This window comes from Paenibacillus glycanilyticus NBRC 16618 (assembly GCF_004000805.1).
Classification (GTDB): Bacteria; Bacillota; Bacilli; order Paenibacillales; family Paenibacillaceae; genus Pristimantibacillus; species Pristimantibacillus glycanilyticus.
In genome coordinates, this window is record NZ_BILY01000006.1 from 234,657 (window position 1) to 246,666 (window position 12,010).

13 protein-coding genes are annotated in these 12,010 nt (G+C 54.3%); 11 read left to right on the top strand and 2 right to left on the bottom strand.

The features are described 5' to 3' along the window. The first annotated feature begins 38 nt into the window (after nucleotides 1–38). On the top strand, nucleotides 39–1,559 hold the full coding sequence (gene adh, locus PGL01S_RS06895) for an aldehyde dehydrogenase (RefSeq protein ID WP_127492816.1): 1,521 nt from the start codon (nucleotides 39–41) through the stop codon (nucleotides 1,557–1,559). A gap of 2 nt (nucleotides 1,560–1,561) precedes the next feature. Further along, a complete protein-coding gene (locus tag PGL01S_RS06900; RefSeq protein ID WP_127492818.1) occupies nucleotides 1,562–1,933 on the top strand; it encodes a DUF779 domain-containing protein in 372 nt (123 codons plus the stop codon). A 63-nt stretch (nucleotides 1,934–1,996) separates the two neighbouring features. Here the strand turns inward: PGL01S_RS06900 and PGL01S_RS06905 are convergent, their stop codons facing one another. Then, complete coding sequence (locus PGL01S_RS06905) at nucleotides 1,997–2,209, bottom strand: hypothetical protein (protein ID WP_127492821.1); 213 nt, start codon at nucleotides 2,207–2,209, stop codon at nucleotides 1,997–1,999. A gap of 156 nt (nucleotides 2,210–2,365) precedes the next feature. On the opposite strand from PGL01S_RS06905, the gene speD reads away from it, so the two are divergent. The 4 genes from speD to PGL01S_RS06925 all read left to right on the top strand — a co-directional run bounded on the left by speD (nucleotide 2,366) and on the right by PGL01S_RS06925 (nucleotide 4,902). Continuing rightward, on the top strand, nucleotides 2,366–3,175 hold the full coding sequence (gene speD, locus PGL01S_RS06910) for an adenosylmethionine decarboxylase (RefSeq protein WP_015846969.1): 810 nt from the start codon (nucleotides 2,366–2,368) through the stop codon (nucleotides 3,173–3,175). A 103-nt stretch (nucleotides 3,176–3,278) separates the two neighbouring features. Beyond that, the gene (locus PGL01S_RS06915) at nucleotides 3,279–3,767 is read left to right on the top strand and encodes a CYTH domain-containing protein (protein WP_127492823.1); all 489 of its coding nucleotides are present in this window, start codon (nucleotides 3,279–3,281) and stop codon (nucleotides 3,765–3,767) included. A gap of 12 nt (nucleotides 3,768–3,779) precedes the next feature. Further along, complete coding sequence (locus PGL01S_RS06920; RefSeq protein WP_127492826.1) at nucleotides 3,780–4,373, top strand: P-loop nucleotide/nucleoside kinase family protein; 594 nt, start codon at nucleotides 3,780–3,782, stop codon at nucleotides 4,371–4,373. Then, entirely contained in the window at nucleotides 4,357–4,902 is a 546-nt protein-coding gene (locus PGL01S_RS06925; RefSeq protein ID WP_127492828.1) for a hypothetical protein, read from the top strand. The genes PGL01S_RS06920 and PGL01S_RS06925 overlap by 17 nt, the downstream gene beginning before the upstream one ends. A gap of 106 nt (nucleotides 4,903–5,008) precedes the next feature. Here PGL01S_RS06925 and PGL01S_RS06930 read toward each other — a convergent pair whose 3' ends face one another. Next, a complete protein-coding gene (locus PGL01S_RS06930; RefSeq protein WP_127492830.1) occupies nucleotides 5,009–6,034 on the bottom strand; it encodes a LacI family DNA-binding transcriptional regulator in 1,026 nt (341 codons plus the stop codon). A gap of 361 nt (nucleotides 6,035–6,395) precedes the next feature. Here PGL01S_RS06930 and PGL01S_RS06935 point away from each other — a divergent pair, with 361 nt between their 5' ends. The 5 genes from PGL01S_RS06935 to PGL01S_RS06955 all read left to right on the top strand — a co-directional run bounded on the left by PGL01S_RS06935 (nucleotide 6,396) and on the right by PGL01S_RS06955 (nucleotide 11,550). After that, nucleotides 6,396–7,730 (top strand): ABC transporter substrate-binding protein, encoded by a 1,335-nt coding sequence (locus PGL01S_RS06935; protein WP_127492832.1) that lies wholly within the window; start codon nucleotides 6,396–6,398, stop codon nucleotides 7,728–7,730. 15 nt (nucleotides 7,731–7,745) lie between these two features. After that, a complete protein-coding gene (locus tag PGL01S_RS06940) occupies nucleotides 7,746–8,621 on the top strand; it encodes a carbohydrate ABC transporter permease (protein WP_127492834.1) in 876 nt (291 codons plus the stop codon). Beyond that, on the top strand, nucleotides 8,608–9,447 hold the full coding sequence (locus tag PGL01S_RS06945; RefSeq protein ID WP_127492836.1) for a carbohydrate ABC transporter permease: 840 nt from the start codon (nucleotides 8,608–8,610) through the stop codon (nucleotides 9,445–9,447). Before PGL01S_RS06940 ends, PGL01S_RS06945 begins: the two co-directional genes overlap by 14 nt. 24 nt (nucleotides 9,448–9,471) lie before the next feature. Continuing rightward, nucleotides 9,472–10,419, top strand: a complete 948-nt coding sequence (locus PGL01S_RS06950) for an MTP-1 family protein (protein ID WP_127492839.1) — start codon at nucleotides 9,472–9,474, stop codon at nucleotides 10,417–10,419. 69 nt (nucleotides 10,420–10,488) lie between these two features. Next, the gene (locus PGL01S_RS06955) at nucleotides 10,489–11,550 is read left to right on the top strand and encodes a BtaManbiosPhlase (RefSeq protein WP_127492841.1); all 1,062 of its coding nucleotides are present in this window, start codon (nucleotides 10,489–10,491) and stop codon (nucleotides 11,548–11,550) included. Nucleotides 11,551–12,010: the final 460 nt, after the last annotated feature.

Here is a 12,010-nt window from a genome sequence, read left to right on the forward strand (position 1 = left end):
GCTAGCAAGCTACTTTTCGAAAAGGGGATGGTTAGCCCATGATTTACGCTGAGCCGGGTAAGCAGGATTCGAAGATTACGTTCAAGAAACGGTACGAGAACTACATAGGGGGCCGCTGGACGCCGCCAACGCAAGGCCAATATTTCGAAAACGTTTCTCCCGTGAACAACGCGGCCTTCTGCGAAATAGCCCGTTCCACATCGGAGGATATCGAGCTTGCGCTGGACGCGGCGCATGCGGCAAAAGCAGCCTGGGGACGGACCTCCGCGGCGGAGCGCGCGAACATCCTGAACCGGATTGCCGACCGGATCGAGAGCAATCTGGAGACGCTCGCCGTTGCCGAGACCTGGGATAACGGCAAGCCGATCCGCGAATGCCTGGCAGCCGACCTGCCGCTTGCGATCGATCATTTCCGGTATTTCGCCGGCTGCATCCGCGCGCAGGAGGGCTCGCTCAGCCAGCTCGACAACGATACGGTTGCTTACCATTATCATGAGCCGCTTGGCGTCGTAGGCCAGATCATCCCGTGGAACTTCCCGCTGCTCATGGCGACTTGGAAGCTTGCTCCGGCGCTTGCGGCCGGCAACTGCGTCGTGCTGAAGCCCGCGGAGCAGACGCCGGCTTCGATCTGCGTGCTGATGGAGCTGATCGAGGATCTGCTGCCTGCGGGCGTCGTTAACATCGTTAACGGCTTTGGGCTGGAAGCGGGCAAGCCGCTTGCCTCAAGCAACCGGATTGCGAAGATTGCCTTCACGGGCGAGACGACAACCGGCCGCCTCATCATGCAATACGCCTCGCAAAATCTCATTCCGGTAACGCTCGAGCTTGGCGGCAAATCGCCAAACATTTTCTTCGAGGATATTATGGCCAAGGATGACGCCTTGTTCGACAAGGCGCTGGAAGGCTTTACGCTGTTTGCGCTGAACCAAGGGGAAGTATGTACCTGTCCGTCCCGCGCGCTGATCCAGGAGTCGATCTACGACAGCTTTATGGAGAAGGCGCTGCGGCGTGTTGCATCCATCAAGCAGGGGAATCCGCTCGACACGGATACGATGATCGGAGCGCAGGTGTCCACCGAGCAAATGGAGAAAATCTTAAGCTACATCGACATCGGCCGCCAAGAAGGCGCCGAATGCCTGATTGGCGGAGGCCGCGCGGCTGTCGAGGGTGATATTTCGCAGGGCTACTATATTCAGCCGACCGTGCTTCGCGGCAATAACGGCATGCGGATTTTCCAAGAGGAGATCTTTGGGCCGGTTGTTGCCGTCACCACCTTCGGCACGCCGGAGGAAGCGCTGGCGATTGCCAATGATACGCTGTACGGGCTTGGCGCCGGCGTATGGACGCGGGACATCAACGCAGCCTTCCGGATGGGCCGCCAGATCGAAGCGGGCCGCGTCTGGACGAACTGCTACCATGCTTACCCGGCGCATGCGGCGTTTGGCGGCTACAAAATGTCCGGCGTTGGCCGCGAGAACCACAAGATGATGCTGTCGCATTACCAGCAGACGAAGAACCTGCTCGTCAGCTACAGCCCCGATGCGTTAGGCTTCTTCTAATTATGGCCGCGGAAACCGTACTTAAGGTGCTTGCCACGGAAAGCGCGCTTGAGCTAATCGGACGGATTCGGGCTAAGCATGGCGACGTCATGTTCCATCAGTCGGGCGGATGCTGCGACGGCAGCTCGCCGATGTGCTTCCCGCAGGGCGAATTCCTGATCGGCGATCAGGATGTATTGCTTGGCGAGATTGGCGGCGCGCCGTTTTATATGACCAAGGCGCAATACGACTATTGGAAAAACACGCAGCTGATCATCGACGTTGTTCCCGGGCGAGGAGGGATGTTCTCGCTGGAAGGACCGGAGGGATTGCGCTTCTTGACGAGATCCCGCGTCTTTACCGCCGGGGAGCTGCGAAGCTTAGGTTTGCTGTAAAATAAAAAACGGTCCCCGCTTTGCCTTGCATCAGGCATCGCGGGGACCGTTTTTGGCGTACGATTAGTTCTCGGGTTCCTCGTCTTCTTCGTCCTCTTCGTACGAGCCGACGCGGTATTCGTCGGTCTTCTCGCCGTCTTCCCAAATCTCGACGAACAGCGCATCGCTGTTCTCGAAGTCATCCGGGTTCAGCGACTGCACCTTTTCCTGGTCATCGCCGACGTATACATTTTCCATCCCGTCCTCCGTGAACGAGACAACGACGTAAATTTTCATGATTGCTGGCCCTCCAATGCAATTCTTTATTGAAGCAGTATACCATAAAAGGCTTATCCCGCACCTGCCTTCAACATGAGATTATTGCCATAATTTGAATCAGCCCCGGAAAAATGGGTAATAGTAGTGGAAGAGTTAGGAACGGGGGGATTGAAGGTGAAGTTTACGCCCGAGCAGCGGATTACGCTGCATGGTTTTAACAATTTGACGAAGTCGCTCAGCTTCAATATGTACGATATCTGTTATACGAAGACGAAGGAAGAACGCGAAGCCTACATCGAATACATCGACGAGCAGTACAATTCCGACCGGCTTACGAAAATATTGAAGCAGGTTGCCGACATCATTGGCGCGCATGTCCTGAACATTGCCAAGCAGGATTACGTGCCGCAAGGCGCCAGCGTTACGATTTTGGTGTCGGAAGGGCCAATCGTGGAGGTGCCGACCGAATCGACGTTTGACGAGTCGCCGGGTCCGCTTCCGGACAATGTGGTGCTGCAGCTGGACAAGAGCCATATTACCGTTCATACGTATCCCGAATATCATCCGAGCGAAGGAATCAGCACGTTCCGCGCCGATATCGACGTGGCAACCTGCGGGGAGATTTCGCCGCTTAAGGCGCTGAATTATTTGATTCATTCGTTTGATACGGACATTATGACGATCGATTACCGGGTTCGCGGTTTTACGAGAGATATTAACGGCAACAAGCTGTTTATCGACCACGATATCAATTCGATCCAGAATTACATTCCGGACGAGGTTATCGACCAATACGACATGATTGACGTAAACGTCTATCAGGAAAATATTTTTCACACCAAATGCAAGCTGCGGGAATTCGATCTCAATAACTACCTGTTCGGCTACACGAAGGACAAGCTGAGCATGGACGAGCAGAAGGAAATTACGGAGCGGCTAACGGACGAGATGTACGAGATTTTTTACGGGAAAAATATTAAATGACGCTGTGGACCGGGGGATAAGGCATCTCCCGGTTTTTTGGCGCGTCCAAGCGGCGGATTGTGATATGATTAAGCAAATTCATGTTTATGGGGGAGAAGTATTCATGGCATTAGAGATCGAACGCAAATTTTTGCTGGCCGTACCATACGAGCAGTTGGGAGACCGAATTCGGGTGCGCTCGGAGCAGCGAATCGAGCAGACTTACCTGGCGCTGGAGGCCGATCAGGAGCTGCGAGTCCGCCGGATTACGGATTTGGATAACGGAGAGGTTACCTACACGCACACGTTCAAGAAGGGATTCGGCATTAAGCGCGAGGAAGTCGAGTACGAGATCAACGAGGGGCTATACGAGCAGGTCGTGAAAGCGTTTGGCGCCGTTGCCTTGACGAAAAACCGGATTACGGCGGAATGGAACGGCGCTCAGATAGAGATTGATATTTACGACCAGATTCAACTGACCGTCCTTGAGGTGGAGTTCGATTCCGAGGAAGCCGCTCTTTCGTTCGAGGCGCCGGAATGGTTCGGCCAAGACATCAGCAGCTCGAAGGAATACAGCAACAAGACCGTCTGGAAGCAGCTGCAGCGGAAGTAGGGGGCGGAAGTCATGCGAAAGCTTGTATTTTTCGTCGGCGGCGCCGGAGCGGGGAAAACAACGCTGGCCAAAGCGCTTGCCCGTAAGCGCGGCGCGGCGGTATTCGATATGGATACGATGCTGCGGCCAGCAGCCGTTCAGATTATGACGGTTGCCGGGCTGGACCCGAATGACCGCGATTCGGAAGACTATAAGAAGCTGTGCCGCGATCTCGGCTACCGGATTACGATGGATGCCGCGCTCGAAAACGTCGGCGTTGGGACGGATGCCTTCGTCATCGGGCCGTTTACGAAGGAAATCAGCGACCCTTCGTGGATTGTGAAGGAGCTGGCTTCAGCCGGCTTTTCCCTGGACGATGTCGATGTGAAGGCGGTTGTGGTTTACTTGCAGGATGAGGCTATGCATTACAGCCGGATCGAGGAGCGCGGGCTTGCAACGGATCAATATAAGCTGGTGCATTGGGATTCATTCTCCCGTTCGCTTGGGCGCAGATCGCTTGCGTGGGAGCTGCCGGAATCGTCGGTTCTGTATTACGACAATTCGCGTCCTTTTGACGAAGCGGCTTTAGAACGGTTGGAGGAGTTCGTGTATGGCGATGTTATTTGACCCGACTATCTTCGATAATTTGAAGGTCGCTCTGGAAAATCAGCTGTATGATCTGGATAACCTGGACGAACGGATCCGGATCGTTAACCGCGTGGATCGGCTGGATATGGCGGTGATGTGCCGCGAGTTCGCCCTGCAATTCGTATTAGCCGGCAGCGACCGGCAGAAGCGGATTATCGGCGAAATTCGGCTGGATACCTCGCTCCGCGACCTGGCGACGGAGCTGCTGGAGCTGCAGGAAGGCGAGCCGCCGGGCTGCAGTCTTCGTTTGCTGTTCCATTTGGCTATGCCCGATGCGGAAACGCATTGCCAGCGAATCCAGACAGCCGTAAGGGAGCAATGGGGGGCGGAGGTCTCGCTCACCCAGACGCTTAGCTTCGTATACGGAAGCAAGAGCGGGGGCGGCAACCTGTACAAGAACGCTGTGGAGCTTCGTTTCAACCGCCGCATTGACGAGGAGCAAATGAATGATTTACCCGAGCTGATCGAGCATATGCTGCTTACGCTTGAGGCGCTGGAGCAGCTTTAGAACATTTAGAACAAGACAGAACGATTACATAAGCATAGTGGATGAAAGAGTGGCCGAGCATGATTCATGCTGGCCGCTTTTTTTGTGCCTAACGTAAGGAAGAAGCTTAATTCTGCTGCAAAGCCGGACCGGTAGAGCCTCTTACGAGCAGCTTGGTGGAGAGCAGGGTCTCCGTCCGCGGCTGTTCCGAATCGTTAAGCCGGCTGATCAATTTCTCGACGGCGCAGCGCGCGTACAGATGAAGATCGACATCTACGGTTGTGATTGGCGGCGTGGCGAGCTTCGACAAGTAACCGTTGTCAAAGCTGACGACGGAGACATCCTCCGGGACGCGTAGCCCCATCTGCTGCAAAGCCGAATTCACCATAAAGCCAAAGCCGTCGTTGACGCAGAACCAGGCGGTCGGTAGATCGGTTATTCCCTCCAGGAGCGTTCGGATTTCTCCGCTTTCTTCCTTCGCCGCGGTTACAAGCCACTCTTCCTTAAGTTCGATGCCAAGCTCGAAAGCGGCCAGCCGCATTCCCTCGAGCCTTTCGTAATAGCTTGGCGAGAAACGGATATTTCCCATGTACCCGATTTTCTTATGTCCCAAATTAGCCAGATGGCGGATAGCCTCGTATGCGCTGAACCGGTTGTTCGTCAGAATAGAGTCGGCAGCGAGGTCCGGATGGTGATGGTCAATCAACACGGAAGGAATTCCGGTGTCGAGAACCGCTTGAATATAAGGCGTCGTTATATGAGACAAAATAAGAATGCCGTCAACCGCGCGTTGTTGAATAAACGGCGGCAGCGTAAGGGAAGCGGCATCCTCCGGGCTGATGGATTGGATAATAAGCTCAATGCCTTTTTGCTTCAATTCTTTGTCGACGCTGAGATAAATATCGCCGAAGAAGCTTTTCATAGAGAATGCGTAATTCGAAGCGATCAGGGCGATCGTACGCGGGGCCGATTGCGGCGATGCCGGCTGGTCGACCCGCTTGCTGTATACATAACCCATGTCGTCCGCCGTCTGCATGATCAATCGGCGCGTCTCGTCGCTTACGCCCGGTTTGCCGGTGAGCGCTTGAGATATGGAATTCTTGGACAAGCTTAGCTTGTCTGCGATATCCTGCATCGTAACTTTTCTGTTCACGAGGTCAACCTCCGTCGGGACTTGATTTCGGCGCTGCGCTTATGCGCAAGAACGCTAAAATAATGCTCGTTTTCTTTAATTGTTCCCGTTCCTCGAAAGTGTGTCAAGACGCACTTCCGGTATTTGAAAAAGGAAGGAGGAACGGTTTGTTCACTGCCTATTGTAACGTTACAAAACAAATAAGTAAAGCGATTAGTAATGTTGTTTTGAAGATGATTATTACGGTAATCACTTGACAAGACAATAATAGCAGCGCATAATAAGGGTCGTAAACGCTTCCAGTCACTTTATGTCATGCGATGCAACATGACGGAATTAAATTTGTCATTATAAAATCATGCTTTTGGGAGGTCATTGTTCCATGAAGAAAAAAGCACCGGTTCTGCTTACCACTATCGTGGCGCTTGGAATGCTGAGTGCCTGCTCGACAGGCCAAGGCGGCCAGAATCAGACGGGAAACAGCTCGTCGGGCGCAGGCAAGGTTACGACTATCGAGTTTTGGGCGGCTCCAAACCCGACCCAGCAGGCTTATTGGCAGGAGCTTGCCAAGGCTTACGAAGCAACGAACGACAAGGTGAAGATCAACGTCAGCGCCATCAAGGAATCGCCGACGTCGGAGGCCAGCATTCAATCGGCCATCGCGGCGAAGAGCGCGCCAACGATCTCCGAGAACATTAACCGCGGCTTCGCTGCTCAGCTGTCCAACAGTCAGGCGCTGGTACCGCTCGATACGCTGGAAGGCTACAACGATATTATTCAAGGACGCAACATGACCAAAACGATCGAGCCATGGAAGTTCGCCGACGGCCATCAGTACGTGCTGCCGATCTACTCCAACCCGATGCTGTTCGGCTGGCGCCTGGATGTACTGAAGGAGCTTGGCTATAACGAACCGCCTAAAACTTACAGCGAAGTTCTTGAAGTGACGAAGAAGCTGAAGGCGAAATACGGGGACAAGAAGTTCCTGTGGGCGAAGCCGGATCTCGCGGATCCCACGGCCTGGAAGCGCTGGTTCGACTTCTACATGCTGTATGACGCGGCATCGAACGGCAACAAGTTCATCGAAGGCGATCAGTTCACCGGGGACGAGAAAGCAGGAACCGAAGTGCTTACTTTCGTAGACAACCTGCGCAAGGAGAACGGTCTTCTCTCCCGCCAGGTGACGGATCCGTTCGAGAACGGAACGGGCATCTTCACCGACGTTGGGCCATGGACCTTCACCACCTGGGCAGAAAAATATCCTAACCTGAAGTTTAACGAAACGTATGCGCTCAGCATGCCTCCTGTTCCGGACGACGTTGATCCGGCGCAAAGCAAAACGTTTGCCGATACGAAAGGACTTGTCATCTACGCTTCCGCGACGAAAGAACAGCAGCAGGCAGCCCTTGATTTCATCAAGTGGGTGTACAGCGACGCAAAGAACGACGCCAAGTGGTTCGAGCAGACCAATCTGCCGCCGGCGCGCGACGACTTGTCGACAAACGAATCGTTTAAGGCGATTCTGGACGCGAAACCGCAGCTCAAGCCATACGCGGATAACGTGCCGAATGCCGTGCCGCCGATGGACAACGCCAAATACAACGACCTGCAGACGATTATCGGCGAGCAGGCATTCAATAAAGTCGTCAAAGGCGAAATCGCTCCGACGGAGGGCTGGGCGGCGATGAAGTCCGCTTTGGAAAAAGCCCTGAAGTAAGGGAGGCTCCTACTCATGGACCAACGCAATAACAAGTTGGGCTGGTTATTTACCAGCCCTTATCTCATCTATTCCTTGATCTTCTTTTTCGGACCGCTGATCTGGTCATTCTTCCTGTCCATCACGGACTGGGACTTGATCGCCCCGACCTTTAATTTCGTTGGCTTCGCCAACTTTATGGACGCTTTGCAGGATTCAAGCGTGCATGCGGCTTTTTGGAATACGTACAAGTTCATGATGATCTTTGTTCCGCTCGTTACCGTTTTGGCGGTCGGGGTGGCAGTGCTCGTGCACGGGCTGAACCGGTTCAAAAGCCTGTTCCTGATCGGCTTTTTCCTGCCTTACCTGAGCTCCGGGGTTGTTAGCGCCCTGATCGTAAAAGGCTTGCTTTCCTATACAAGCCCCGTAAACGTCTCTTTGCGCAGCATCGGGCTGGATATCAACTGGCTTGGTTCACCATTCTCGGCGCTTTGCGTGGTAGGCGCGATTCTTGCATGGAAATTTACGGGCTACTACGCCCTTATTATTACTTCAGGCCTTGAAAGCATAGATAAGGAAGTGTATGAGGCTGCTGCGATTGACGGCGTGAAGGACAGCCAGCGTTTCTGGCGCATTACGCTTCCGCTGCTTTATCCTTCGCTGTATACGACGCTTATTCTGGCGTTTGGCGTTACCTTTGGCATTTTCACGGAGGTGTATCAGCTGACCGGCGGCGGACCGGGTCATGCGACGAACACCTGGCAGATGGAAATTTTCAAGCAGGCGTTCCAGAACATGCAGGTTGGCTACGCATCCGCGGTAGCGCTGCTGGCTTCGGTGGCGACGTTTATATCTATCTTCGTTATTCGCAAAATTTTGGAGATGTGGGGGAAGCGCAATGGTTGGGTCTAAAAAGCACAGCGGTACGAGAAGAGCTGTTCGATACGGAATCGCGGCCGTGCTTCTGCTCATTATGGTGTATCCATACCTGTATATGGTACTCAGCTCCTTCGCGGATTGGACGCAGATCGATAAGCAGCTCTTTCCTACGCGGTTTACGACAAAATCGTACGAATGGCTTTTCAGCGGCGGCGAGACCGGTATTACACGGCCTTGGATAAACGCCTTTTTTAACAGTATCTTCGTCTCGATCGCTTCAACGGCGCTTATGATGTTCTTCGGCATCATGGTCGCTTACGCGCTGTCGAAGCTGAATTTCTTCGGCCGGAACGCGATCAATAACTTTGTTCTGTTTCATATGTTCTTCCCGGCTATCATTCTGCTCGTGCCGTCTTTTCTGATTATTCAGCGTGCGGGCTTGTACGATACGTATTTGGGGCTGATCATTCCGAAGGCCGTCAGTTTATGGGCGATTTTTATGTACACGAACTTCTTCAAGGCGGTACCGACCGTCTTCATCGAAGCGGCCAAGCTGGACGGAGCTTCCGATCTGAAAATCATGTTCCGAATCATGCTGCCGATGTCGAAGTCGATCACGACCGTCATCTTCCTGTTCCTGCTGATGGAACGGTGGACGGAGCTGCTATGGGATATGATCGCGGTCAAGAGCGATTCGATGCTTACGCTGAACGTGTTATTGTCCCAGATGTTTGGACCGTACGGGTCTTATCCGGGTCCTCTGTACGCGGCTTCAACCATCCTGACGCTGCCGATTATCGTGATGTTCCTTATATTCAGCAAGAAGTTCCAAGAAGGCATGCAGTTCAGCCTGAAATAACATCAACATTGGGGGAAACGAACCATGACAGTTCAAGAACCAATTGCTCGCAGGCCGCTGGCCTGCTCCGAGCTTCTTGAAGCTTACCGCGTCTCTGGTGCGCGTGCCGAAAGTCCGTCGCGTATCGTCTTCGAAGGCGTAGGCGATAAAGACGTATACAATATCGCCGCTCCCATCCAGGATGGCGAAATAACCGTTATTCCGGGACGCGTGGAATCGAGGGACAGCGAGCATTCCGACGTGGTCTTCTTCGCTGAACAACACGGCAAGTGGCTTCCCGTTGAGGGCGCTCCCGTGCTGGCGCTGCAGGATCCGTTCCACTGCCGGATCGGCGGGGAACTCGTGCTTGGAGGCGTCGAGATTTATCCGCATCCGGAACGGGAGGACGCGCTTATGTGGCGGACGGTCTTCTATCGCGGCAGCGGCATTCGCGATTTGAAACCCTTCTTCAAAGGGCCGGACGGCATGAAGGATATTCGTCTCGTTGAGCTTCCGGGCGGCAGCGTTGGGGTCTTCACCCGCCCGCAGGGCGAGAAGGGCGGCCGCGGCAAGATCGGCTTTGCGCAGGTGGCTTCGCTGGACGCCCTGACGACGAAGATTATCGATGACGCGCCGCTTCTCGATGGACAATTCGCCGAGGGTGAATGGGGCGGCGCTAACGAAGCCCATTTGCTGAATGACGGCCGAGTGGGTGTGCTGGGCCACACAGCCTGCTTCGACGAAGCGGGGGACCGGCATTATTATCCGATGGCCTTCGTATACGACCCGAAGGACGCTTCTTTTACCGATATGAAGATAATCGCCGAGCGTAGCCGGTTCCTGCCTGGACCGTCCAAGCGGCCGGACTTGCAGGATGTTGTTTTTAGCGGCGGCCTTGTGAGACGGGAGGACGGCAGCGCCTTGTTGTATGCCGGCATTAGCGATGCCGATGCGCAGGTGTTGACCATCATTGACCCTTTTGCCGGCTTGTAATTTGGAATTGTATTTATATCCGGTCGAATGCGGCCGGTCTAGCAATGTACGAAAGAAAGGACTCCTCTTATGAACATCTATAGATATGAACAGAATCCATTGGTTACGCCCGCGGACGTCAAGCCTCACCGTCCCGATTTCGAAGTGATCGGCGCGTTTAACGCCGGCATTGCGGAATATAACGGGGAGGTTATCATGCTGCTCCGCGTTGCTGAACGGCCTATCAGTCCGGACCCGGATGTCGTGCTGGCGCCGGTCTATAACGTGGAACGGGGCGAGCTGGACTTGTTTCCGGTCCGCTTGGACGACGAGGATTACGATTTCTCCGATCCGCGCGTTATCGTGCGGAAGGAGCACGCGCCGTCGTTTGAATACCTGACTTCCTTGTCTTACCTGCGCATTGCGCGGAGCAAAGACGGCCGGCATTTTACCATCGACGACAAGCCGTTTGTGTATCCGTCCCAATCGCTTGAGACGTTTGGGATCGAGGATCCCCGCATCACGCAGATCGGGGATACCTACTATATTTACTTCTCGGCGGTTTCCCCGGTCGGTATCGGTGAATCGCTCGTGTCGACGAAGGATTTCGAGAGCGTGACTCATCACGGAATGATCTTTGGCCCGGATAACAAAGACGTGCTGATCTTCCCGGAACGCGTGAACGGCAAGTATTACGCGCTGCACCGTCCAACGACAAAGAGCTGCGGACGTCCGGAGATGTGGATTGCCGAGTCCGACAATCTGCTCTATTGGGGCAATCACCGCCATTTGATCGGTCTGCGCGACGGCATGTGGGACAGCGGCCGGCTTGGCGGCGGCGCCGTGCCGATCAAGACGGACAAAGGCTGGCTCGAGCTGTACCACGGCGCGACCAAAGATAACCGCTATTGCATGGGCGCGGTGCTGCTCGACCTGAACGACCCGTCCAAGGTTATCGCCCGTTCCGGCAGCCCGATTATGGAGCCGGAGGCCGACTACGAGCAGAACGGCTTCTTCGGCGGAGTCGTCTTCTCTTGCGGCGCGCTGGTAGACGGCGATCGCATCCGCATGTATTACGGAGCGGCCGATACGTCCATGGCTTGCGCCGAGCTTAGCCTAAGCGAGATTCTGGATAGTCTGGAAGCCGTATAAGACTGCTAAAAAAGCCATCCCTTCCGCCTTCGGCAAGGGATGGCTTTTCATGTTGCGGACGTGCGGCACCGGGTTAAGACCCTGGCAGGGTCTTATCGGGCGAAAGAGAAGTGATATTGGTGATCATAAGACCCTCTCAGGGTCTTATCTGCATAGGCAAGGCGGTGAATGTGCATGTTGCGGGCGTTCGGCGTTGAGATAAGACCCTGCCAGGGTCTTAATGTGCGAAGTCCGAGTAATATTGGTGATCATAAGACCCTGCGAGGGTCTTATTTGCATAGGAAGGCGGCTAATGTGCATGTTGCGGGAGTTCGGCGTTGAGATAAGACCCTGGCAGGGTCTTAACGTGCGAAAGTGGAGTAATAATGGTGATCATAAGACCCCGCAAGGGTCTTATCTTGCATAGGCAAGGCGACTAATGTGCGTGTTGCAGGCGTGCGGCGTTGAGAAAAGACCCTGA